Source organism: Blastococcus sp. MG754426 (assembly GCF_021699055.1).
Lineage (GTDB): Bacteria > Actinomycetota > Actinomycetes > Mycobacteriales > Geodermatophilaceae > Blastococcus.
Genome location: NZ_SSXC01000038.1, coordinates 1 through 23,249, shown reverse-complemented (window position 1 = coordinate 23,249; position 23,249 = coordinate 1). Strand labels below are relative to the sequence as shown.

The following is a 23,249-nucleotide window of genomic DNA, read 5'->3' as shown; positions in this document are numbered from 1 at the left end:
CGGCGGGCGTGCGCGTCGGGCGGTGGGGCAGGTCACGGGCCGGCGTCGGCCACCCCGGCCCGCCCGGTCCGGCACCAGCGCGCCCCCGCGGCTGCGACCCGCCCGGACGTCTCCGGTGGTCGGCCCCTGAGGCGGGTCGGCTAGTCTCGGCCCACACTGGGTCCGGCGTGGATGCGCTGTGCCGCGAACCGGTGGGGATCCGATGCAACGACCGCCCGGAGGCCGGGTGGAGGACGAGGAGGCAGCGAGCAGTGGCTCGAGGCAGCAGGCTCGCGCGGCTGGCCGCGCTCGGTCTCCTGGGGGGACTCACCCTCACCGGATGCGAGCTCGGCGAGGCCAGCTGGTGGGAGGAGAACTTCGTCCGGTGGGGGTGGCCGGAGGGCGTCACCGATGAGGCCGAGGCCATGCGGAACCTCTGGATCGGCTCCACCTACGCGGCGTTGATCATCGGTGCGGCGGTCTGGGCGCTCATCGCCTGGACCGTGATCCGCCACCGGAAGAAGAGTGACGAGCTGCCCCGGCAGACGGCGTACAACCTGCCGTTGGAGATCGTCTACACGATCCTGCCGTTCATCATCATCGCCGGGCTCTTCTTCTTCACGGTCAACACCCAGAACCAGGTGCGGGACCTCAGCGACGACCCGGACGAGGTCATCGCCGTCAACGCCTTCAAGTGGAACTGGCAGTTCGTGTACACCGACACCGCCGGCCCCGACGGGGAGCCGGTCGACACCGTGGGCACGAGCACCGAGATCCCGATCCTCGTCGTGCCGACCGACCGCACCGTCCGGTTCAACCTGGCGTCCGCGGACGTGATCCACTCGTTCTGGGTGCCGGAGTTCCTCTTCAAGCTCGACGTGATCCCGGGCAACGAGAACGGCCGGGACAACGTCTTCGACGTGACCGTCCGCGAGGAGGGCGCCTACGTCGGTCGCTGCGCCGAGCTGTGCGGCACGTACCACGCGTACATGAACTTCGAGGTCCGGGCGGTCTCGGGTGACGACTACGACGACTACCTGGCCGCCCGCGAGTCCGGGCTGGGCACGTTCGAGGCGCTCGAGGAGATCGGGCAGGAGGGCGTGGCCGGCACCACGACGCCGCTGGACCTCGTCCTGGACAAGGTCGAGGACCTTCAGCAGACCGGTGGCTGAGGTCCCCGCTCCCGGTAACCGGTTCCCCCACATGCTCGAGGAGGCACGGCCGTGAAGGTCGAGGCACTGATCTTCAATCTCATCGCGGTGTTCTGCTTCGTCTGCGCGATCGTGTACGGCGTCTGGGCCCGGGAGCCCATCGGCACCACGGCGCTGACGCTCTCGGGCGGGCTCACCATCCTGATCGGCGGCTTCTTCTGGTTCGTCTCCCGCCGGATCGACCTCCGTCCCGAGGACCGCAAGGACGCCGAGATCGCCGACGGCGCCGGTGAGCTGGGCTTCTTCAGCCCGGCCAGCTACTGGCCGTTCACCCTGGCGCTGTCCGCCGGGCTGATGGGTCTGGGCGTGGCCTTCTGGTACTACTGGCTCATGCTCATGGCGGCGGTCGCCATCCTGGTCGCTGTCGGCGGTCTGCTGTTCGAGTACTACGTGGGGCAGAACGCGCAGCAGAGCTGAGAGCGCCCCGCACCACGGCTCCGGATCGACGAGAGGTCCCCTCCACCCGCGGGTGGAGGGGGCCTCTCTTCGTCTCGAAGCCGGCCGCCGGCGCGGCCGCGACCACCCGCCGGGTTGCCAGCACTGCTGGGGCGGACCGGGGCCGAGGCCGGTGGTCCTGCCGGGCGGGGTGGGCGCACCGCTGCGGGGCAACCGCCCTGGGGCAGGGGGACCGCAGGCGAGCAGCGGGCCGTGGAGCACCTGGTCGTGCGCGGCGCTCCACCGGCGGGTGCGCGGTGCATCGCCTCGCCCTCGCCACGGCACGGAGGGGCCGGGCGAGGGGACGGGCGCCCTCGATGGGCGTGCGCCGGGGTTCGGTGGCGTCACCCGGCCGAGGCGGTGGAGCGTCCAGGCGCCGGCGAGCCGGCCGGCACGGCATCCGTCGGAGTCGGTGCCCCGGTCGAGTCGCCGACCGGGTGGAGCCGCTGACCCGGTCGAGCCGCTGACCCGGTCCAGCCGGCACGGGCGCGCCAGGGGTCCCTACGCCCCGCGAGCGGCCGTGCCGCCGCAGAGCCGAGCACAGGGAGCGCCCGGAAGCGTTCCCGAGCGGCTGCGCCTGCCGTCCGCGCTCCGCAGCCGCTGGTGCCGTGGCCGCGCCCAGACGGGGTGGAGCCGGCCCGGACGCCGGCCCCGTTCGCCGGCCCGGCTGCGGGCGTACGGGACCCGGACCAGCAGAAGGGCCCCGGTGGAAACTCCACCGGGGCCCTTCTCGCGGGTGTCGATCAGTCGCGCGGATCCTGCGGGCGACCACCGTCGGAGGGACGGCCACCCTCGGAGGGGCGACCCGAGCTCGTCAGCTCCCGCTCCGATTCGCCGGCGGAGAGTCCGCGACCCTCGGCACGTTGCTCGATCTCGACCGCGGTCGGCTCCTCCACGGGGGAGAAGAAGCCGCGGACAGCGCGCCGCGCGGCACCCACCTGGTTCATCTTCTTGGGCACCGGAGCACCGCCGTAGGCGAGCTGGCCGTGACCGTGGGCGTCCACCGGACCGATCGGCTGGTGGACCTCGATGAACTCACCGTGGGGCAGACGGCGGATGACGCCGGTCTCGATGCCGTGCTCGAGCACCTCCCGGTCGTGCTGCTGCAGACCGAGGCAGATGCGGTAGGTGATCACGTAGACGATCGGCGGGAGGAGGACCATCCCGATGCGGCCGGCCCAGGTCATCGCGTTCAGGCTGATGTCGAACTTGTCGGCGACCACGTCGTTGCCACCGGAGATCAGCAGCACCACGTAGAAGGCGATCGACATCATGCCCAGCGAGGTGCGGACGGGGACGTCGCGGGGACGCTGGAGCAGGTGGTGCGACGCGGTGTCACCGGTCAGCTTCCGCTCGATCATCGGGTAGAAGAGCAGCAGCGTGAAGACGATGCCCGGCAGGACCGCGGTCGGCCAGAACAGCGCGGGGATCGTGTAGTCGCCCGGCAGGTTGATGTCCCACGCCGGGAAGAGCCGCGAGGAACCGTCCAGCCACATGATGTACCAGTCGGGCTGGGAGGCGGCCGAGACCTGGGCCGGGTTGTACGGGCCCCACAGCCAGACCGGGTTGATCTGCACCAGGCCGCCCAGCGCGGCGCACGCCCCGAACACCACGAACAGCAGGCCGGTCGCCTTGCCCGCGAAGGTCGGGAAGAGGCGGTTGCCGACCACGTTGTGCTCGGTGCGGCCCGGGCCGGGGAACTGGGTGTGCTTCTGCTTGACCAGGATCAGCAGGTGGACCGCGATCAGCGCCAGCAGGATCGCCGGGATGAGCAGCACGTGGGCGATGTAGAGCCGGCCGATGATCAGCTCACCGATGTAGTCCCCGCCGAAGACGGCCCAGTGCACCCAGGTGCCCACGACCGGGATGGCCAGGATGATCGCCGACATGATCCGGAGACCCGTGCCGGAGAGCAGGTCGTCGGGGAGGGAGTAGCCGGAGAAGCCCTCGAGCAGCGCCAGGATCAGGATCACGACGCCGATCAGCCAGTTGCTCTCCCGCGGGCGGCGGAACGCGCCCGTGAAGAAGATGCGCAGCAGGTGCACGACGATCGCCGCCACGAACATCAGCGCCGCCCAGTGGTGCAGCTGGCGCATGAAGAGACCACCGCGGACGTCGAACGACAGGTCCAGGGTGGAGGCGTAGGCGATCGACATGTCGATGCCGCGCAGCGGGTCGTAGGACCCGTCGTACGTCACCTCGGTCATCGAGGCCTGGTAGAAGAACGTCAGGTAGGTGCCCGACAGCAGCAGGATGATGAAGCAGTAGAGCGCGATCTCCCCGAGCAGGAACGACCAGTGGTCGGGGAAGACCTTGTTGAGGGTCCGTCGGAGAGGTCCGGCGACGACGAGGCGGTCGTCGATCTCGAGGCCGGCCTTGCCGAGCCTCGTGGTCGGGGCCCCCGGCGCCGTGGCGGTGCGAGCTGCCATCAGATGCGCTCCCGGTTCCAGTAGGTGGGGCCGACCGCCTCAGGGTAGTCGCTGCGGGCGACGAAGAATCCCTCGTCGTCAACCGTGATGGGCAGCTGCGGCAGTGATCGGGTGGCGGGGCCGAAGACCGGCTTCGCGCCCTGGGTGACGTCGAACATCGACTGGTGGCAGGGACACAGGATGCGGCTGGTCTCCTGCTCGTACAGCGACACCGGGCAGCCGGCGTGCGTGCAGATCTTCGAGTAGGCGACGTAGTCGCCGTAGCCGTAGTCCTCGCTGCCCTCGCGGGGGCGGAGCGACTCGATCTGCTCGGGGCGGAGGCGGATGAGCATGGTGGGCGCGTCCGTCATCCGGTTGCCGCCCGGGACCGCCGGGAAGACGGTCTCCAGCGAGCCGGGCTCCTGGTCGCCCGGCCGGACCGGGCTGCCGTCGTCGCGGAGCAGCCGGACGCCCTCGGCCCAGGCGGTCTGGCCGAGCGTGTTCCCGCGGCTCGGGTTGTTGATCAGCCCGCCGAGCGGCGCCAGCAGCATGACGCCGACGCCGGCGCCCATGAATCCCAGGGAGCGGGTGATCAGCTTGCGGCGGGGCAGCCCGCTGTTGTGGTATCCGCCGACCAGGGTCGCGCCGGTGGTGACCCGGTCGAAGTGGGAGCCGTCGTGCTTGTCCTGCACCGCGGTCTCGTGGGGCAGGAGCTTCTTCGTGTAGAGCACCAGGCCCGCGCCGACGAGGACGAGGGACAGCCCCATGAACAGGCCGAGCATCGGCGTGAACAGGGCGCTCCAGACCGTGCCCTCCTCGGTCCACGACCACTCGGGGAGGAACCAGCCCGAGCCGACGTAGACGACCAGGAACAGGAAGGCGGAGACCCCGGCGAGGGTGAACGTCAGGCCGACCTGGCGGACGGCCCGCCGCTCCATGGCGGAGCCCGGCTCCGGGCCCGGGTCGACGTGGAGGATCTCCACGCCGTCGTACCGGGCGCCGAGCAGGTCCAGCTCCTCGCGGCGCATGGCCGCGAGCTGCTCGGGGGTGTAGTCGTCGTCCGGGCCGCCGTGCAGCGGGCCGGGCGTCTCGTCGCCGCCCGTGGATCCCGGGCGGGTGTCGCGGGTGCTCACGCTTCCTCCTCGCCGGCGGTCGTGGTCAGCGATCGCGCGGCAGCCGTGGTGGTCGATGGGCCGGCGGGCGTGTTCACGCCTTGCTCCCCATCCAGAAGATGCCGAACAGGAGCGCGCTCATGCCCACGACCCAGATGACCAGGCCCTCACCGACCGGGCCGATGCGACCGACGCCGGCACCGCCCGGGTCGGCCATGTTCTGGATCGTCTGCACGTAGAGGATGATCGAGCGCTTCTCCTCCGGGGTGAGCTGGTTGTCGCCGAAGACGGGCATGTTCTCGGGACCGGTCAGCATCGCGGTGTAGATCTCGAGGTCGGAGGAGCCCTCCAGGCTGGGCGCCGCCTTGCCGGAGGAGAGCGCGCCGCCCTGCCCGACGAAGTTGTGGCAGGACGCGCAGTTGAGCCGGAACAGCTCACCGCCGAGGGCGAGGTCGCCCTCGCGCAGGTCGCCCGACGGGAGCGTCGGGCCGCCGCCGTTGGCCTGGACGTAGGCCATGAGCTGGTCGATCTCCTCGTCGGAGAACACGGCCGGCTTGTCGGGGGCGTCGGCCTCCTGGCGGACCAGCGGCATGCGGCCGGTGTGCACCTGGAAGTAGACCGAGGCCGCCCCGACACCGATCAGCGACGGGCCGCGGTTGGGCACGCCCTCGAGGTTCTCGCCGTGGCAGGAGATGCAGCTGCGCTCGTACAGCTCGCGCCCGGCCGCCTCGGCCGCCGACTCGCTGGTGACGTCGTCGGCCGCCTGGGCGGGGGCCAGCACCGCGTACAGGGAGCCGGTGAGGATGAGCGAGGCCATGAGGCCCGCGACGTTGGCCAGACGCCGGCGGTGCTTGGAGCGGCGGCGGGCGCGGGCCCGGTCGACGGGCGTGCCGGCGTCGGCGAGCGGCGCGTCGGGCTGCGGGTTCGTGGTGGACACCGTTCCCCTATCGGATGAAGTAGATCGTGGCGAACAGGGCGATCCACACGACGTCGACGAAGTGCCAGTAGTACGAGACCACGATGGCCGAGGTCGCCTGGGCCGGCGTGAAGCGGCCCATGGTGGACCTGATCAGCACGTAGACGAAGGCGACGAGGCCACCGATGACGTGCAGGCCGTGGAAGCCCGTCGTGAGGTAGAAGACCGAGCCGTAGGTGGACGACGAGATCGTCGTGCCGTCGTGCACCAGCTCGTAGTACTCGTAGCCCTGGCCCAGCACGAAGATGAGGCCCATGGCGAAGGTGATCGTGAACCAGCGGCGGAGGCCGTAGACGTTGCCCGCTTCGGCCGCGAAGACGCCGAACTGGCAGGTGACCGAGGAGCTGACCAGGATCAGCGTGATCACGAGCGCGTAGGGGACGTTCAGCTCGGTCGGCTCCGGCGGCCACCCCTCGGTGGCCCGGGCTCGCGCGGTGAAGTACATGGCGAACAGACCGGCGAAGAACATCAGCTCGCTGGCGAGCCAGATGATCGTGCCGACGCTGACCATGTTCGGTCGGGTCAGGGAGTGCACCCGCGAGGTGTCGAAGGTGCTGCTCGCGACGGGGGCCGTTGTCACGGGGCTCATCATGGCATCGGCAGGGCGCCGTCACGACCGCGGGTGGTGACGGCGTGGCGACCTTGTGATCAGCTCGATACCGATGCACCGGCCGGGCCTGCGCGGATGCGTCCGGGCACTAGGCTCGCCGGCGTGAGTGCCGCCGAGAAGCCCGCCGCACCGGCCACCGTGCTGCTCTACAGCCACCGTCCCGAGGTCCGCGACGCGGTGCGGGCCGCGGTCGGGCCGCAGCCGGCCCCCGACGTGGGGCCGTTGACCTGGCTGGAGTGCTCGACCGGCGACGAGGTCGTCGCCGCGGTCGACGCGGGAGGGATCGACGTCTGCGTGCTCGACGGCGAGGCGCAGCCCACCGGCGGGATGGCGCTGGCCCGCCAGTTGGAGATGGAGGTCGCCGACCGGCCGGCCGTCTGCCTGCTCGTGGCGCGCCAGCCCGACCGCTGGCTGGCGCACTGGTCGCGCGCGGAGGCGACCCTGGCCCTGCCGGTCGACCCGCTGGTCGCGCCCGGCGTGGTCGCCGACCTCGTGCGCGCCCGCGCGGGGCGGCCCGCGGCGCGCCGGTGACGCCCCGGGGGACGCCGGCGCCCACCGCGCCCAGCTGGCCCGGGCTGCTCAACCGCCTGCTGGCCGGGGAGGACCTCACCGCGGACGACACCCGCTGGGCCATGCGGGAGGTGATGACCGGTGAGGCGACCCCCGCCCAGGTGGCCGGCTTCACCGTCGCGCTGCGCGCCAAGGGGGAGGCCCCGCGGGAGGTCGCCGGGCTCGCCGCCGAGATGCTGGCCCAGGCCACGCCGGTCCAGCTGCCCATGGACTGCGTCGACATCGTCGGGACCGGCGGTGACGGCGCCCACACGGTCAACATCTCCACGATGGCCGCGGTGGTCACCGCCGCCGCGGGCGCTCCCGTGGCCAAGCACGGCAACCGGGCGGCGTCGTCGTCGTCGGGCGCGGCCGACGTCCTCGAGGCTCTCGGGGTGGTCATCGACCTGCCGGCCGACGCCGTCGCCACCTGCGTCCGCGAGGCCGGGATCGGGTTCTTCTTCGCCCCGGTGTTCCACCCCGGGATGCGGCACGCCGCTGCCCCGCGCCGGGAGATGGGCATCGGCACGGTGTTCAACTTCCTGGGGCCGCTCACCAACCCCGCACGCCCGGTGGCTGCGGCGATCGGCTGCGCCAACGCGCGGATGGCCCCGGTCCTCGCGGAGGTGCTCGCCGCCCGGGGGACGCGGGCGCTGGTGTTCCGCGGCGACGACGGGCTGGACGAGCTGACGACCGCCACGACCTCGTCGGTCTGGGTGGTCCGCGACGGCGAGGTGGTACCCGACCGCGTCGACCCGAGCGCGCTCGGCATCGAGGCGCCGGCGCCGGACGCCCTGCGCGGCGGTGACGCCCGGGCGAACGCGGAGGTCTTCCGCCGCGTCGTCGACGGCCAGCGCGGGCCGGTGCGGGACGCCGTGCTGCTCAACGCGGCCGCTGCGCTGGTCGCCTTCGACGAGCGGCCCGCGAGGTTGCACGACGGCCTCGCCGCCGGCCTGGAGCGGGCGGCCGCGGCGGTCGACGACGGACGCGCGGCGGCGCTGCTCGACCGCTGGGTCGAGGTCAGCCGCGCGACCCGCGGTTAGGCGCTTCCAGAGGCTCGCCCCGAGCTCGCGGGGGAGGAGGACCCTTCGTCAGACGTCGGTGTCGAACCCGATGGAGAACGCCGCCTCCAGGTCGTGCCGGGAGTACGCGCGGAAGGCGATGTGGGTGTCGGTGTCCTCCACCCCGGGGACCTTGTTGATCCGGCCGGCGATGACCTCGGCGACCTGCTCGAACTCGCGGACGCGGACGACGGCGATCAGATCGGCCTCACCGGCGACGGAGTAGACCTCGCTGACCCCGTCGAGCTCGGCGACGGCCTGCGCGACCTCGGCGATCGAGTCGGTGGCGGCGTCGATCATCACGATGGCGGTGATCACGCCGGGGATGCTATCCGCTCCGGGCGGGCCCGGGTGCCCAGCGACCGCCCGTCGGCGAACGGGTCGGTCGCGTCGCGACCGGCCTCGACGCGTGCGAGGAAACCGCTGTAGGCGCCGGTGCCGGGCGCCGCGCAGGCGAGGGTGCCGGTCACCTGCACCAGCCGGGTGCCGGGCTTCTCCAGCCAGCGCAGGACGAGCTCGGTCTCGTCGACCGACGTCGGCTGCTCGGCGTCGGCGCCGGGCACGGTCTCCGCCGTCGCCAGGAGGCCCGGCAGCACGCTGCGGACGGTGCTGCCCCGCGGCGCGTTGCCGGCGGCGGCGAGGCGCCCGTACCGGACGACGGAGAGCTCCCAGCCGCCCTGGCCGTCGGGGCGGGCCAGCACCAGCTCGGGGACGGCCGCCAGGGATGCCAGCCGTTGCCGCCGCCGGACGGCCCGGACCAGCACCGCCACCCGGTCGCGCAGCACGGCGGCGTCCTCGTAGCGCTCCTCGGCCGCCAGGCGATCCACCCGGTCCAGCAGCGGGCCGAGCAGGGGGCGGGGGTCGTGGCCGACGGCCGCGGCGAAGACGGCCGCCACCCCGGCGTACTCGGGTACCGACTGCGCGCCGGTGCAGGGCGCGCCGCAGCGCCCCATCTCGGCCAGGACGCAGGCGCTCACCGGGGTGCGGGGGGACAGCCGGGCGGTGCACTGCCGCAGCGGCAGCACCTCGTGGACGGCGGCCACCGCAGCGTCCGCGGCGCGGCGGTCGGGGAACGGCCCGAGGAACACGCCGGCCTCGGGGCGCACCCGCCGCACCACCGACAGCCGGGGGAAGGGCTCCTCGGTGAGCCGGACCCACAGCGCCCGCTCGGGGAAGCGGGACCGGCGGTTGTAGCGCGGCTTGTGCCGCGCGATCAGGCGCAGCTCGCGGACCGCCGCCTCGAGCGCGTGGGCGCAGGGGATCGCCTCCACCCGCTGGGCGAGGCCGACCATCTCGGTGATCCGGCTGCGCTGCTCGCCGGAGGTGAAGTAGCTGCGGACCCGGCTGCGCAGGTCACCGGAGGTGCCCACGTACAGCGGCTCGTCCTTCGGGCCGCGGAACAGGTAGACGCCGGGGCCGTGCGGCACCTCGTCGGCCAGGTGCCGCTTCCGCCGGCGCTCGGGGTCGACCTGCCGGGTGAGCCCGGTCAGCTCCTCCAGGGTGGTGACCCCCAGCGGCCCCAGCCGCTCGAAGAGGCCGTGCAGCACGTCGACGGTGGCCCGTGCGTCGTCCAGGGCCCGGTGCGTGGGCGAGGTGGTGGCCGAGAAGTACGGGGCCAGGGTGGCCAGCTTGCAGTTGGGCACCTCGTCCCGGCTGAGCAGCCGCCGGGCGAGGACGGCGGTGTCGACGGAGGCGGCCGCCGGCCACGCCATCGCGTTCTCGGCGCACGCAGCCTTGAGGAAGCCGAGGTCGAAGGGGGCGTTGTGCGCGACGAGGACCGCGCCGCGGGCGAACTCCAGGAAGGCCGGGAGCACGGCACCGATCCGGGGGGCCGTGGCGACCATCGTCGAGGTGATGCCGGTGAGGACGCTGATGTAGGGCGGGATCTCGTGGCCCGGGTCCACGAGCGTCTGGAACTCCCCGAGCACCTGGCCGCCGCGGACGCGTACCGCGCCGATCTCGGTGATGGCGCTGTCCTTCGGCGAGCCGCCGGTGGTCTCCAGGTCGACGACGACGAACGTCACCTGCGCCAGCGGCGTCCCGACCTCGTCGATCGAGACCTGCTGGTAGCGCGGGGGTGCGGGGGGAGGTGCCACGGCGCGGACGCTAGGTCGGGGTGCTGACAGTCCGGGGGACGCGCGCCGGGCAGCCGACCGCCCCGACCCGCTCGCCGCACCCCCCGGGCAGGGGGTCCGGCGCCGCCCGACCGGGGGGAGCAGGCAGCCCGGCGGGGCCACCGCCTGGCTTTCCACCCCCGGACGGGACACCATGCACTGCCAGCGCCCGTCGCCGCCCGCGCGACACGGCCCGTTCCTGGAGGTGGTCGGCGATGCCCGCGCGCTCCTGGGCGCACCCGTCCGGCCGGTCCCGGTGGCGGGCGGGGGTCGTGGCCCTCGCGGTCCTCGCGACGTGCGCGGTGGTGCTCCCGGCCGGTCCTGCCCTCGCCGCGCCCAGCGACCAGCCCGGCGGCACCTCCGGGGTGCTGGAGAGCCGCGACCTCGACCGGCTGCAGCAGCGCGCCGCGGAGGTCCAGGACGAGCTCCGGGCCCGCCAGGCCGAGGTGGTCGCCGCCCGCGACGCGCTCGCCGCTGCGCAGCAGGAGGTCGACGAGGCGCAGGCGCTCCTCGACGAGGCGCAGGGCGTGCTGGCCGGGCACCAGCGGGAGGTGGCCGACTACGCGGCCGCCGTCTACCGGGACGGTGGCGCCCTCACGCCGCTGACCCTGCTGCTGAACGGCGGCGACCCGGGGGAGGTGCTCTCCGGGCTGGGGTTCCTCGACGTGGTGGACGCGCACGCCGCCCGGGTGATCGGTGTGGCCGAGGGCCACCGGCGCGGCGCGCTGGACGAGCAGGCGCGGGCCCAGGCCGCGCTCGACCAGGCCCGGGCGCGGGCCGACGAGGTGGGCGCGCGGGTGGCCGAGCTGGAGGCGGCGGCCGAGGCGGTCACGGCCGAGCTCGGTGACGCGCTCGCCGTCGTCGACGGCCAGCTGGCCCAGCTGCAGCGGGAGCAGCTCTCGGTCAACGAGCAGACGGCGGCCAGCTGGCGGGCCTACGTCGAGCAGCTGCGCGCCGCGGGCCTGGCCGAGGTGCCGGCGTCCGCGCTGCGCGACCCCGAGCGCGGCCTGCCCGGCAGCCTGGTGCCGGTGGGCGCGGGCGGGGGTGGCGCCCAGCGCGGCGTGGCCCAGCTGCCCGGCCGCCCCACCTCGCTGCTCGTGCTGCCCGCGGAGACGCTGGCGGCGGTCGGGAGCGCCATGGAGGCGCTCGGGCAGCCCTACGCCCCCGGGACGACGGGGCCGGACTCCTGGGACTGCGGCGCCCTGGTGCAGGCCGTCTACGGCCGGAGCGGGGTCCCCCTGCCGGCGACGCAGGGCGAGCTGTTCGCGCGCACGGTCCCCGTCGCCCCTGCCGACGTGCTCCCCGGGGACCTGGTCTTCCTCGGCTCGCCGGAGGCCGGGCTGGGGCACGTGGGCCTGGCGCTGGACCAGCGGACGATGCTCGCCGCCGACGCCCGGGCCGGCGCGGTGGTGGTGCGGACGCTGCCGGGCGACCAGGTGCTCGGCGTGGGCCGCCCGGTCCTGGGCCAGCGACCGCCCGTCGCCGTGCCGGAGCCGTCCGGTGGCGCGCTGCGGACCGAGTGCGGCAACACCGTCTACCCACCCAGCTACGACGGCGGCCGGGCCTGGGGCGGCTACCCGAACGGCCTGATCCCGCCCAGCGCGATGTGCCCGCTGGGCGTCGGCGGGCACACGCTGCGGTGCGACGCGGCCGCGGCCTACCGGGCCATGGCGGCGGCCTACGCCGCGGACTTCGGGCGCCCGTTGTGCATCACCGACTCCTACCGCACCTACGCCGGCCAGGTGAAGCTCTACGGGGAGAAGCCGGCGCTGGCGGCGATCCCGGGTACGAGCAACCACGGCTGGGGGCTCGCGGTGGACCTGTGCGGCGGCATCCAGTCCTTCGGGACGCCGCAGTACGCCTGGATGGTGGCCAACGCCGGCCGCTTCGGCTTCCTCCACCCGACCTGGGCCGATCCCGGCAACGGGCGCGAGGAGCCGTGGCACTGGGAGTACGCGGGCAGCTGACCCCGCCCGGCGCCGTGGCCGGAAATGTCGGTGCCTCCTCCTAGCGTGCGCAGCGACTCACGGAGGAGAGAACGCCATGCTCATCGACTGCGACACCTGCACCGCCCGCGGGACCGGCTGCGCCGACTGCGTGGTGACCGTGCTGCTCGGGGCCCCACCGGGGTGGCAGGGGGTCGACCCGGTCGTCGTCCCGATGGCCGGGCGCGCCCGCGGCGGCCCGGCCCCGGCCGCGGAAGACGTCGTCGTCCCACCGCCGGGTGTGGTGGTGGAGTTCGACGAGGTGGAGCGGCGGGCCGTCCGGGCGCTCGCCGAGGGCGGGCTGGTGCCCCCGCTGCGGCACCCGGACGGCGCCGGCGGTCACGGCGGCGGCCGGTCCGATGGCCGGCGCACGGGCTGAGCTCCGGCCTGCGCCGACCGCCTCCCTCACACAGCGTCAGGGGGCTCCGCGGCGAGGCGTGCCCCTGACCTGGGGTCTCTCGTCCCACAGGTTTCTCCGGCCACCATTTGTCACGGACGCATCACGGTCGTTAGGGTTCTCGCCGTCCGGCCGGGTGGTCGTCATCCGTCGATGGATGGCCTCGACCGGACACCGCCTAATCACCGCCGGGCGCGCACCACTGGCGCCCACGGTGTACCGGGGACCCACCGCACTCCTGGGGTGAGTTCTCCCGCAGCCGGTCCGCCGGTGCGCGGGGGATAGGGCCAGTCTTCCCAGCCCGAACCCGTCAGCTAACTCGGTCGGCGGTCGCAGAGGAAGAAACGGAGAGCCGCCGCTCGTGGCGACCCCTCACGCACTGCTGACGCACGCCCCCGAACAGCTCCGGACCGCCGGCCGGTGCACCCCCCGCACCCGTCGCCTCGGCCCGGTGCGCACGGGCTTCCTGGTCACCGCCGTCGCCGCCGTGACCGTCACCGCCCTCCCGGGCACGGCATCGGCCGTCCCCGGTGCCGACGACGTCGCCGCACAGGTGGCCGAGGCCAGCCACGAGCTCGAGGTGGTCTCCGAGCAGCTCAACGAGGCGCGCGTCGTCCTCGCCCGCCACCAGGACGAGGCGGAGGCGGCCGGCGAGGCCGCTGCCGAGGCGGAGGCCCGGATCGGCTCCCTCGACGGGCACATCCGCAGACTGGCCCGCAGCGCCTACACCGGCAGCGGCATGACGCAGCTCGACGCCCTGCTGACCAGCGACTCGGCCGAGGACCTCGTCGACCAGCTCGGCACCCTCGACGCCATCGCCGGGCACACCAACGCGGTGCTCGGCGAGGTGTCGCAGGCCGCCGAGGACGCGGAGCGGTCCCGCGACGCCGCAGCGGAGGCCGCCGCCGACGCCGAGCGCACGGTGGCGCGGATCGCCGCCCAGCAGGAGGAGCTCGAGGCGAAGATCGCCGACTACCAGCGCCGCTACGAGGCGCTCACCACGCCGCAGCAGGAGCAGGTGGCCCGGGCGCACGGCGGCGCCGCGCTGCCCGCGCCGAGCGCCGTCACCGCGCCGAGCTCGGCCGCCCAGGTCGCGGTGAACACCGCGCTCGCCCAGATCGGCGACCCGTACGTCTGGGGCGCCGGTGGGCCGAACGCCTTCGACTGCTCGGGCCTGACCTCCTACGCCTACGCCGCGGCGGGTGTGACGCTGCCGCACTCCAGCCGGTCGCAGAGCCAGATGGGCACGCCCGTCTCGCGCAGCCAGCTGCAGCCGGGTGACCTGGTGTTCTTCTACAGCCCGGTCAGCCACGTCGGCATGTACATCGGCAACGGCCAGATGGTGCACGCGTCGACGTCCGGTCAGCCGGTGAAGGTGGCGAGCCTGGACTCGATGGGGAGCTACAACAGCGCCCGGCGCATCGCCGGGTGACAGCCGCGGGAGCACCGCAGCGAGGCGCGAGCGAGGAGCGGACCGAGGCGCGGAAGCCGGCCCGCACCATCGTGGGCCGAGCGCCTCGGCGGCCGCGAGGAGGGCCGGTGACCCCACCCGGGGTCACCGGCCCTCCTCGTCCGGCTCACTAGGATCGGCCGGGTGAGCGCTCGCCGGGTCGCCCTGGTGACCGCGGCCCTCCTGGGGATCGCCGTCGTCGTCGTCATCGCCGTGCGGACCCCGTGGACCGTCCTGCCCGAACCCCCGGGCGGGTACACCGAACCGGATCCGACCGCCGGGCTGGAGCCCGACCGGATCGCGCGCGCCGAGGCGTTCGCGGACGCCCTGCGGCCGGCCTCGCTGCTCTCCCTCGTGCTGGGCCTGGCGGTGTCGGCGGTGCTCGGGCTGACCCCGCTGGGCGCCCGCCTCGTGCGCGCCGTGGGTGCGCGGGTCGGCGGCCGGTGGCCGGTGCAGGTGCTGGTCGCGGTGCCGGTCCTCCTGCTGCTGGGGCGCCTGGTCACCCTGCCCGTGTCCGCCTACGCCGAGTCGGTGCGCAGAAGCTACGGCCTGTCCACCCGCAGCTGGCTGTTGTGGCTGCGCGACGTCGCGGTCTCCCTCGCCATCAGCGCGGCGCTGACCGTCGTGGTGGTGCTGGCCCTCCTCTGGCTCGTCCGCCGGGCTCCGCGCAGCTGGTGGGCGTGGGCCGGGGCGGCCGCGGCCGGCCTGGTGGTCGTGGGGTCGTTCCTCTACCCGGTGGTCATCGAGCCGGCCTTCAACAGCTTCGAGCCGTTGCCGGCGGGGGAGCTCCGCAGCGACCTGCTCGCCCTCGCCGAGGAGAACGGCACCCCGGTGCAGGACGTGCTGGTCTCCGACGCCTCCCGGCGGACGACGGCGCTGAACGCCTACGTCTCGGGCTTCGGCTCCACGCGGCGGATCGTCGTCTACGACACCCTCCTCGGAGAGCTGCCCGACGGCGAGATCGAGTCGATCGTCGCGCACGAGCTGGGTCACGTCGCCGCCGACGACGTGCTCACCGGCACGCTCATGGGTGCGCTGGGCGCAGGGGCGGCCACCGCGCTGCTCGGCTGGCTGCTGAGCTGGACGCCGCTGCTCCGCCGGGCCGGTGCCGCGGCCCCCGGCGACCCCCGGGTCGTGCCGCTGCTGCTCTTCCTCGTGTCCGCCGGCGGGCTGCTCGCCACGCCGGTCCAGAACCTGGTGTCGCGGCAGATCGAGCAGCGCGCCGACCTGCACGCCCTCGAGCTCACCCGTGACCCGGAGGCGTTCGTCGACATGCAGCAGCGGCTGGCCCGCACCAACCTCGGCGACCCGGACCCGCCGGCGGCCTGGCACTGGTTCTTCGGCAGCCACCCGACGACCGCGCAGCGTCTCGCGATGGCCGCGGACTGGGCCCGGCTGGAGGGTCCGTGACACGCACCCTCGTCGTGACCAACGACTTCCCACCGCGGCAGGGCGGCATCCAGACCTTCGTCGCCGCGCTGCTGGACCGGCGGCCCCCGGACTCCCTGGTCGTGCTGGCATCGGACTCCCCGGGATCGGCCGAGCACGACGCCGCCCTGCCGTACCCGGTGGTCCGCCGGCCGACCGGCATGCTCCTCCCGACCCGCGCCACGGCGCGCGCGGCCGTGGAGCTCGCGGGGCGGTACGGCTGCGACACCGCCTTCTTCGGTGCGGCGGCCCCCCTGGGCCTGCTCGCCCCCGCGCTGCGCGCGGCCGGGGTGCGGCACCTGGTCGGCGCCACGCACGGCCACGAGACCGGTTGGGTGGCCCTGCCGGGGAGCCGCCAGGTGATGCAGCGCATCGCCTCCGGCCTGGACGTCCTGACCTACATCAGCGAGTACACGCGCAGCCTCCTCGAGCCGCCGCTCGGCGGGCGCACCCGGCTGGCCCAGCTCTCCCCCGGGGTCGACGTCGACCGCTTCACCCCGCACGTCGACGGGACGGCGGTGCGCGAGCGGCACGGGCTGGGCGGCGCGCCGGTCGTGGTCTGCGTGTCCCGGCTGGTCGCCCGCAAGGGGCAGGACGTGCTGGTCGCGGGGTGGCCGCAGGTGCTCGCCCGCCACCCGTCCGCGCGGCTGCTGCTGGTCGGCGGCGGGCCGGACGAGGCCAAGCTGCGCCGCGCCGTCGCCGCCCGGGGGCTGACGGGCTCCGTCGTCCTCACCGGGCCGGTGGACCACGCGGAGCTGCCCGCCCACTACGCCGCCGGCGACGTGTTCGCCATGCCGTGCCGCACCCGCCGTGGCGGGCTGGACGTCGAGGGGCTCGGCATGGTCTTCCTCGAGGCCGCCGCCTGCGGCCGGCCGGTCGTGGCCGGCACCTCCGGCGGCGCCCCCGAGGCGGTGCGGGACGGCGTCACCGGGCACGTGGTGGACCCGCGCTCGCCGGCCGCGGTCGCGGCCGCGATCGACCGCCTGCTCGACGACCCCGTGCGCGCCCGGGCCATGGGTGCGGCCGGGCGTGCCTGGGTCGAGCAGCGCTGGTCGTGGACGTCGATCGCGGCGACGTTCGACGAGCTCCTCACGACGCACTGAGGCCCGCCCTGCGGCGCAGGGCGGGCCTCGGTGCCGGCCCCCTCGCAGGGGCCCGCGGCGAGCGTGCGAGCCGTGGGAGCGAGGGGGTCCTCCGTCAGCGGGAGTAGAGGGCCTCGACGTCGGAGCCGAACTCCTTCATGACCACGTTCCGCTTGAGCTTGAGGCTCGGCGTCAGCATCCCGTTGTCCTCGGTGAAGTCGGTCGCCAGCACCGTGAACTTCTTGATCGCCTCGGCCTGCGACACGGCCTTGTTCGCGTCCTCGACCGCGGCGCCGAGCTCGGCGAGCACGTCGGGGTCCTCGCGCAGCTGCGCGGCGGTGAGCCCGGTGTCCTTGCCCTTGGACTCCAGCCAGAGCGGGAGGGCCTCCTCGTCGAGGGTGACCAGCGCGGCGATGTAGGGCCGCTGGTCACCGACGACGATGCACTGGCTGACCAGCCGGTGCGCGCGGAGCCGGTCCTCGAGCACCGCGGGGGCGACGTTCTTGCCGCCCGCGGTCACCAGGATCTCCTTCTTGCGGCCGGTGATCCGCAGGAAGCCGTCCGCGTCGAGCTCGCCGAGGTCGCCCGAGCGGAAGAAGCCCTCGGCGTCGATCGCCTCCTCCGTGGCGGTCGGGTTGTTCCAGTAGCCGCGCATGACGATGCCGCCCTTGATGAGCACCTCGCCGTCCTCGGCGATCCGGAACGTCACCCCCGGCAGCGGGCGGCCGACGGTGCCGATGCGGATCGCGTCGTCGTGGTTGACCGAGGCGGCGGCGGTGGTCTCGGTGAGGCCGTAGCCCTCGAAGACGGTGACCCCGATGCCGCGGAAGAAGTGACCCAGCCGCTCACCGAGGGGCGCGCCGCCGGAGATGGCACCCAGGCAGCGTCCACCGAGGGCGGCGCGCAGCTTGCCGTAGACGAGCTTGTCGAACAGCGCGTGCTGCAGGCGGAGCCCCAGCCCGGGGCCGCCGGTGTCCTGGGCGCGCGACCAGTCGATCGCCACCTGGGCGGCCTTGTCGAAGATCTTGCCCTTGCCGTCGCCCTCGGCCTTCGCCTTGGCCGAGTTGAACACCTTCTCGAAGACCCGCGGGACGGCGAGGACGAACGTCGGCTTGAACTCGCCGAGGTCCTCGACGAGGTTCTTCACGTCCGGCGTGTGGCCGATGACCGTGCGGTTCTTGACGGCGCCGACCTGCAGGACCCGGGCCAGCACGTGGGCCAGCGGGATGAACAGCAGCAGCGAGCCCTGCACGTTCATGAACCGGTCCAGCAGCGTGATGCCGTTGCCGATCTCGAACAGGAAGTTGCCGTGCGTCAGCTCGCAGCCCTTGGGCCGGCCGGTCGTGCCGCTGGTGTAGATCAGCGTGGCGAGGCTGTCGGCGCGCAGCGTGGCGCGACGCGCGTCCAGCTCGCTGTCGGGCACCTCCGCCCCCGTGGCGGTCAGCTGCTCCACCGCGCCGTCCTCGATGACGAAGACGGCCTTGAGCTCGGGGGCCTGGTCGCGGACGGACTCGATGGCGGCGGCGTGCTCGTCGCGCTCGACGACGGCGGCGGTGGCGCCGGAGTCGGAGAGGATCCAGGCCACCTGGTCGGCGCTGGAGGTCTCGTAGACCGGCACCACGACGGCGCCGGCGGTCCAGATGGCGTAGTCGAGGACGGTCCACTCGTAGCGGGTCTTCGCCTGCAGCGCGACGCGGTCCCCGGCGGCCACACCTGCGGCGATCAGGCCCTTGGCGACGCCGCGGACCTCCTCGCCGAACTGCCGCCAGGTCACGTCGGTCCAGCGGCCGTCCACCCGGCGCCGCAGGCCGACCTCGTCACCGTGGCCGGCCACGTTGGCCGCCAGCATGTCGGTGAGCGCCTCGTCGGGGCCCACCTCGTGGGTTGCAGGAACGCTGAACTCGCGCACGCCCGGTCCTCTCCTCCCCGACCGCCCGCCGGGCTCCGTCGCCCGGGGCCCCGGTGCGGGGACGTCCGGGCCAATCTAGCGGCTCGGGCTACCGGGCAGTAGCGCAGTGCCGTGGTGCCGGGGCCGGCCGTGGCCCGAGCGGCTAGCCTGCTGCCCATGGCCGACCAGTCCACCCAGTCGATCGTCGTCGAGGCGCCTGCGGCCGAGGTCATGGCGGTGATCGCCGACTTCCCGTCCTACCCCCAGTGGGTCGCCGCCGCCAAGAAGGTCGAGGTGCTCGAGACCGGTGCGGACGGGCGGGCCCGCCGCGTGCACTTCGTCCTCGACGCCGGCGCGGTGAAGGACGACTACGTCCTGGAGTACACCTGGGACGACGACCGCCGCGTCTCCTGGTCCCTGGTCAAGGGGCAGATGCAGAAGCGGCAGGAGGGCTCCTACACCCTGGTCGCGACCGGCGGTCGCACCGAGGTCACCTACTCCATCACCATCGACCTCTCCATCCCGATGCTGGGCATGATCAAGCGCAAGGCGGAGAAGGTCATCCTCGACACCGCGCTCAAGGAGCTCAAGAAGCGCGTCGAGGGCTGAGCCGTGCGCACGCTCGTGGTCACCGGCTCCGGCGGGGCCGGGTCGTCGACGGTGGCCGCGGCCGCGGCCGCGCGCGCCGCCCGGGAGGGGCGGAGCACGGTGCTGCTGTCCCGCCGGCCGGCCACCCTGCCCGGCCTCGACGAGGTGCCCGGCCTGCGCGTCCGGCGGGTGGACGGCCGCCGGGCGGTCGAGGAGCTGTGGGGCGGTCACGCCGATGCCCTGGCCGGGCTGCTGCCGCACCTGGACCTGCCGCCGGCGACCTCGGTGGTGCCCCTGCCGGGCGCCGGTGAGCTCGCGTTCCTGGCGGCGCTCGGCTCGGCCGACGCCGACCTGGTGGTCGTGGACGCCGGGCCGCTGGCGGACGGGCTGGCGCTGGCGGCACTGCCCGGAGCGCTGCGCTGGTGGTTGGACCAGGCGCTGCCGCCGACGGCCCGCGCGCTGGCCGCCGTCCGGACGGCCTCCGTGGCGGCCGGTGCCGCCCGCCGGGGACCCCTGGACGCCGTGCTCGACGTCCTGCCCGGCATCGAGCAGCTGCTCGCCCGGGACCGGCTCGCCGACGCCACCACGACGGCGGTCTGGCTGACCACGGGGGCGCAGCGGGCCGCCGTCCCACCGGCGCGCCGCGCGGCGACCGTCCTCGGCCTGCACGGGCTCCGGATCGCCGCCGTGCTCGCCCGGGTGCTGCCCGCCGGCGGTCCCGGGGAGTGGTGGCGCGCCCGCGCCGCCGAGCAGGACGCCGCCCGGAGCGGCCTCGCCGACGTGGCGCCGGTGCACGAGCTGCCCGAGCTCGCGGCGCCGCCGGCGGACCTGGCCGGCGCCGGCGCGCTGCTCGACGGGCTCGACCTCCCGGCGTCCGGCGGGCCGGTGCCACCGGCCCCCGAGCGCGGGGAGGGCGGGTGGCGGCTGGCCGTGCCGCTGCCCTTCGCCGACCGCGCGGAGGTCGGGCTGACCCGGTGGGGCGATGACCTCGTGGTGTCCGTGGGGGAGGATCGTCGTTCGGTGCGCCTGGACCCGTTGCTGCGCCGGTGCCAGGTGACCGGGGGCCGGCTGCTCGACCCCGGCGCCGCCGCCGCGCACCTCGAGATCAGCTTCCGCCCGGATCCGCAGCAGTGGCCGGCCGACCTCCTGGCGGCCGAGGAGAGGACCAGATGACCAGCGGTGCCGAGTGGGCCGAGCAGGCCCGCCGCCTGTTCGACGCCGTCCGCGCAGGGGCCGGGCAGCTGCCTGCCACCGGTGCGGGCGAGCACGGCGGGGACGACTGCCGCTGGTGCCCGGTGTGCCAGGTGGCGGCCGTCGTGCGCGGCGAGCGCCCCGAGGTGACCGCCGCCCTGGCCGACGTCCTCACCGCCGCGGCGACCGCCCTGCGGTCGTTCGCCGAGCAGCCGGAGGACGGCGCCGGCGAGGCGCCCGGGCCGCGTCCCGGGGAGCAGCCCGGCGACGGCCCGGCCGTCCAGCGGATCGACATCGCGTGACCGGGCCGGAGGTGACGGCCCTGCCGGCGCTCGGCATCGACATCGGCGGGACCAAGGTCGCCGGGGGCCTGGTGGCCCCCGACGGCGAGCTCCTGGCCACCGCCCGGCGGGCGACGCCGGGGGCCTCGGTGAGCGACACCGAGGACGCGATCGCCGCCGTCGTCGACGAGCTCGCCGGCGGGTACGGGGGCGAGATCGTCGGGGTCGGCGTCGGCGCCGCCGGGTGGTTCGACCGCACCGGCGACACCGTGCTGTTCAGCCCGCACCTGGCGTGGCGGAACTCGACGCTGCGCAAGGACCTCGTGGCGCGCCTGCAGCGCCCGCTGTGGGTGGGCAACGACGCCGACGCCGCGGCCTGGGCCGAGTACCGCTACGGCGCCGCCCGCGGCGCCGACCTGGCGCTGATGATCACCCTGGGCACCGGCATCGGTGGCGGGATCGTCCTCGACGGCCGGCTGCGCCGCGGGTCGCACGGCGTCGCGGGGGAGTGGGGGCACATGCGCGTCGTCCCCGACGGGCGGTTGTGCGCCTGCGGCAACCGCGGCTGCTGGGAGCAGTACGCCAGCGGCACGGCGCTGGGCCAGACCGCCCGCGAGGTGGCCCGCACCTCACCGGCCGCCGCGGCGCTGCTGCTGGAGCGCGTCGACTGCGAGCCCGACCGGCTGACCGGCGAGCACGTCGCCCGCGCCGCCCACGACGGCGACCCGCTCGCCCTCGAGCTCGTCACCGAGGTCGGCTACTGGCTGGGGCAGGGGATCGCCGACCTCGCCGCCGTGCTCGACCCCGAGGTGGTGGTGATCGGGGGCGGGGTCAGCGTGCTCGGCGAGATGGTGCTGGGCCCGGCCCGGGAGCGGCTCGAGCGCGCCCTGCCGGGCCGCGGGTTCCGGCCCGGCCCGCGCGTCGTCGTCGCCGAGCTCGGCCCCCAGGCCGGCCTCGTCGGCGCCGCCGACCTGGTCAGGAGGGCCGTCGCCGAGGGCGACGCCTGATCAGCAGAGCTCGCGGGCCAGCTGCTCGAGGAACAGGCCGATGTCGGTGACGATGCCCATCGCCTGGGCGCTGCCCCGGTCGGCCAGCTTGGTCACCGTCGCGGGGTTGATGTCGACGCACACCAGCGGGACGGACGCCGGGAGGATGTTCCCGGTCGCGATGGAGTGCAGCATCGTCGCCACCATGATCGCGAAGCCGACGTCGTGCAGCTCGGCGCGCATGGCCCGCTGACCCTCGATCACGTCGGTGAAGACGTCGGGCAGCGGCCCGTCGTCGCGCACCGAGCCGACCAGCACGAACGGCTTGCCGGCCGCCACCATCGCGTGCATGACCCCGCCGGTGAGGACGCCGTCCTCGACCGCCGCCCGGATCGAGCCGGCCGCCCGGATCGTGTTGATCGCGCGGATGTGGTGCTCGTGGCCGTGCGGCACGCCCGAGCCCTTGGCCAGGTCGACCCCCAGCGAGGTGCCGAACAGCGCCGACTCGATGTCGTGCGTGGCCAGCGCGTTGCCGGCGAAGAGGACGTCGACGAAGCCGGCGCGGACCAGCCGCACCATCGCCGGGGCGGCGCCCGTGTGCACCACGGCCGGGCCGCCCACCCACAGCACCCGCTGCCCGGCCGCCTTGACCTCGCGCATGCGCTCGGCGATCTGGCGGACCAGCAGCGCCTGCGGCTTCTCGCTGGACACCGCCGACGACATGAACCCGAAGTCGTCCTCCTCGCCGCGCGGCGCCTGCACGGGGAGCTCGACCCGCACCCCGTGCGCCCCGCAGACGACGGCGTCGCCGGCCCGGACGTCGCTCACCGGGACGGTGCGCACCACCGTGCCGCCCCCCTCCCTGGTCACCACCAGGCCGCAGTCCATCTCGGGGTTGCGCACCCGCAGCCACTCGCCGTCCAGCCGGACGAGGGTCTCCAGGTTGGTGGTGGAGTAGAAGTCGTCGGGGAAGACGCCGTCGGCGGGGGCGGGCCGGGTCGCCGCCGTCCCCGGGTCGACGGCGTTGGCGCCGTGGACCTGCACCCGCATGAGGATCCGCTCGAGCCGCTCGGCCTCGTCGGCGGTGATCTGGATCAGCGCCGTCGACTCGTCCTCGTGCTGCCGCCCGAGGTCCAGGCTCTCGATCCGGTAGTCGCCCCCGTACTCGAGGACGTCGTCGAGGATGCGGGCGAGGATGCCGGTGTCCACGAGGTGGCCGGTCACGGTGACGGTCCCGGTGACGGTGGCCACCTCAGACCACCGCGCCGTCGTCGCCGTCGTCGGAGCGGTCGCGCATGCGGGAGACCAGCAGGGCCGCGCCGCCGGCCACCACCGCCACGCCGAGCACGAGACCGGCGTCCGCCGACAGCCCGATCACCGACGGGACGCCGATGAGCAGGATGCCGGTGAGCACCAGGAGCAACGCGTAGAGCACCGCCGGGGCCGGGACCGGTAGCGGCGGGGGCGCGGGCGGCTCGTAGTGCTCCTCGGGCCGGTCGAGCACCGGCACCTCGGAGG

The 23,249-nt window shown here is 74.6% G+C and carries 21 protein-coding genes, 1 pseudogene and 1 riboswitch; of the genes and pseudogenes, 13 read left to right on the top strand and 9 right to left on the bottom strand.

Translation table 11 applies throughout. The features are described 5' to 3' along the window. Nucleotides 1-251: 251 nt before the first annotated feature. Nucleotides 252-1,151 carry a cytochrome c oxidase subunit II gene (gene coxB / locus E9549_RS13365; RefSeq protein WP_236827032.1) on the top strand — a complete coding sequence of 300 codons (900 nt, stop codon included), beginning with the start codon at nt 252-254 and terminating at the stop codon, nt 1,149-1,151. Nucleotides 1,152-1,202: 51 nt separating this feature from the next. Further along, nucleotides 1,203-1,607 (top strand): cytochrome c oxidase subunit 4, encoded by a 405-nt coding sequence (locus E9549_RS13360; RefSeq protein ID WP_236827031.1) that lies wholly within the window; start codon nt 1,203-1,205, stop codon nt 1,605-1,607. Between the two features lie 761 nt (nt 1,608-2,368). On the opposite strand, the gene E9549_RS13355 is transcribed toward E9549_RS13360, so the two are convergent. From E9549_RS13355 to E9549_RS13335, 4 genes are all read right to left on the bottom strand, one after another. Continuing rightward, on the bottom strand, nt 2,369-4,054 hold the full coding sequence (locus E9549_RS13355) for a cytochrome bc complex cytochrome b subunit (protein ID WP_236827030.1): 1,686 nt from the start codon (nt 4,052-4,054) through the stop codon (nt 2,369-2,371). Next, on the bottom strand, nt 4,054-5,166 hold the full coding sequence (locus E9549_RS13350; RefSeq protein WP_236827029.1) for a ubiquinol-cytochrome c reductase iron-sulfur subunit: 1,113 nt from the start codon (nt 5,164-5,166) through the stop codon (nt 4,054-4,056). The genes E9549_RS13355 and E9549_RS13350 overlap by 1 nt, the downstream gene beginning before the upstream one ends. Before the next feature lie 73 nt (nt 5,167-5,239). Continuing rightward, nucleotides 5,240-6,082: a cytochrome c gene (locus tag E9549_RS23820; RefSeq protein ID WP_308113058.1), complete on the bottom strand. Its 843-nt coding sequence runs from the start codon at nt 6,080-6,082 to the stop codon at nt 5,240-5,242. 7 nt (nt 6,083-6,089) lie between these two features. Continuing rightward, the gene (locus E9549_RS13335; RefSeq protein ID WP_255714590.1) at nt 6,090-6,710 is read right to left on the bottom strand and encodes a heme-copper oxidase subunit III; all 621 of its coding nucleotides are present in this window, start codon (nt 6,708-6,710) and stop codon (nt 6,090-6,092) included. Between the two features lie 123 nt (nt 6,711-6,833). Here E9549_RS13335 and E9549_RS13330 point away from each other — a divergent pair, with 123 nt between their 5' ends. Both E9549_RS13330 and trpD read left to right on the top strand, forming a co-directional pair. Continuing rightward, complete coding sequence (locus tag E9549_RS13330) at nt 6,834-7,262, top strand: hypothetical protein (protein WP_236827028.1); 429 nt, start codon at nt 6,834-6,836, stop codon at nt 7,260-7,262. Further along, nucleotides 7,259-8,323 (top strand): anthranilate phosphoribosyltransferase, encoded by a 1,065-nt coding sequence (trpD, locus tag E9549_RS13325; protein WP_236827027.1) that lies wholly within the window; start codon nt 7,259-7,261, stop codon nt 8,321-8,323. The genes E9549_RS13330 and trpD overlap by 4 nt, the downstream gene beginning before the upstream one ends. A 48-nt stretch (nt 8,324-8,371) precedes the next feature. Here the strand turns inward: trpD and E9549_RS13320 are convergent, their stop codons facing one another. Together E9549_RS13320 and E9549_RS13315 are read right to left on the bottom strand one after the other, a co-directional pair. After that, the gene (locus E9549_RS13320) at nt 8,372-8,659 is read right to left on the bottom strand and encodes an Lrp/AsnC family transcriptional regulator (protein ID WP_236827026.1); all 288 of its coding nucleotides are present in this window, start codon (nt 8,657-8,659) and stop codon (nt 8,372-8,374) included. Next, nucleotides 8,656-10,437, bottom strand: coding sequence for a DEDD exonuclease domain-containing protein (locus E9549_RS13315; RefSeq protein WP_236827025.1), 1,782 nt, complete (start codon nt 10,435-10,437; stop codon nt 8,656-8,658). Before E9549_RS13315 ends, E9549_RS13320 begins: the two co-directional genes overlap by 4 nt. A gap of 233 nt (nt 10,438-10,670) precedes the next feature. Here E9549_RS13315 and E9549_RS13310 point away from each other — a divergent pair, with 233 nt between their 5' ends. The 5 genes from E9549_RS13310 to E9549_RS13290 all read left to right on the top strand — a co-directional run bounded on the left by E9549_RS13310 (nt 10,671) and on the right by E9549_RS13290 (nt 16,818). Beyond that, complete coding sequence (locus tag E9549_RS13310) at nt 10,671-12,422, top strand: D-alanyl-D-alanine carboxypeptidase family protein (RefSeq protein ID WP_236827024.1); 1,752 nt, start codon at nt 10,671-10,673, stop codon at nt 12,420-12,422. Nucleotides 12,423-12,498: 76 nt separating this feature from the next. After that, complete coding sequence (locus E9549_RS13305; protein ID WP_255714647.1) at nt 12,499-12,819, top strand: hypothetical protein; 321 nt, start codon at nt 12,499-12,501, stop codon at nt 12,817-12,819. A 214-nt stretch (nt 12,820-13,033) separates the two neighbouring features. Further along, nucleotides 13,034-13,182, top strand: a riboswitch (cyclic di-AMP (ydaO/yuaA leader). Between the two features lie 106 nt (nt 13,183-13,288). Next, the gene (locus E9549_RS13300; RefSeq protein ID WP_236827023.1) at nt 13,289-14,269 is read left to right on the top strand and encodes a C40 family peptidase; all 981 of its coding nucleotides are present in this window, start codon (nt 13,289-13,291) and stop codon (nt 14,267-14,269) included. 162 nt (nt 14,270-14,431) lie between these two features. Then, nucleotides 14,432-15,697: a M48 family metallopeptidase gene (locus tag E9549_RS13295; protein WP_236827022.1), complete on the top strand. Its 1,266-nt coding sequence runs from the start codon at nt 14,432-14,434 to the stop codon at nt 15,695-15,697. Next, complete coding sequence (locus tag E9549_RS13290; protein WP_236827021.1) at nt 15,694-16,818, top strand: glycosyltransferase family 4 protein; 1,125 nt, start codon at nt 15,694-15,696, stop codon at nt 16,816-16,818. Before E9549_RS13295 ends, E9549_RS13290 begins: the two co-directional genes overlap by 4 nt. Nucleotides 16,819-16,912: 94 nt before the next feature. Here the strand turns inward: E9549_RS13290 and E9549_RS13285 are convergent, their stop codons facing one another. Continuing rightward, on the bottom strand, nt 16,913-18,706 hold the full coding sequence (locus E9549_RS13285) for a long-chain fatty acid--CoA ligase (protein WP_236827020.1): 1,794 nt from the start codon (nt 18,704-18,706) through the stop codon (nt 16,913-16,915). A 156-nt stretch (nt 18,707-18,862) separates the two neighbouring features. Between E9549_RS13285 and E9549_RS13280 the strand changes: the two genes are divergently transcribed. The 4 genes from E9549_RS13280 to E9549_RS13265 are packed head-to-tail and all read left to right on the top strand — an operon-like array spanning nt 18,863 to nt 21,752. After that, complete coding sequence (locus E9549_RS13280) at nt 18,863-19,294, top strand: SRPBCC family protein (protein WP_236827019.1); 432 nt, start codon at nt 18,863-18,865, stop codon at nt 19,292-19,294. Between the two features lie 3 nt (nt 19,295-19,297). Beyond that, nucleotides 19,298-20,446 (top strand): ArsA family ATPase, encoded by a 1,149-nt coding sequence (locus E9549_RS13275; RefSeq protein WP_236827018.1) that lies wholly within the window; start codon nt 19,298-19,300, stop codon nt 20,444-20,446. Then, nucleotides 20,443-20,766 (top strand): hypothetical protein, encoded by a 324-nt coding sequence (locus E9549_RS13270; protein ID WP_236827017.1) that lies wholly within the window; start codon nt 20,443-20,445, stop codon nt 20,764-20,766. Before E9549_RS13275 ends, E9549_RS13270 begins: the two co-directional genes overlap by 4 nt. Beyond that, nucleotides 20,763-21,752, top strand: coding sequence for an ROK family glucokinase (locus E9549_RS13265; RefSeq protein ID WP_236827016.1), 990 nt, complete (start codon nt 20,763-20,765; stop codon nt 21,750-21,752). Before E9549_RS13270 ends, E9549_RS13265 begins: the two co-directional genes overlap by 4 nt. On the opposite strand, the gene E9549_RS13260 is transcribed toward E9549_RS13265, so the two are convergent. Next, nucleotides 21,753-22,982: a TIGR00300 family protein gene (locus E9549_RS13260; protein WP_236827015.1), complete on the bottom strand. Its 1,230-nt coding sequence runs from the start codon at nt 22,980-22,982 to the stop codon at nt 21,753-21,755. A 1-nt stretch (nt 22,983) separates the two neighbouring features. Continuing rightward, a pseudogene (locus E9549_RS13255) lies at nt 22,984-23,249 on the bottom strand (hypothetical protein); the annotation flags it as partial.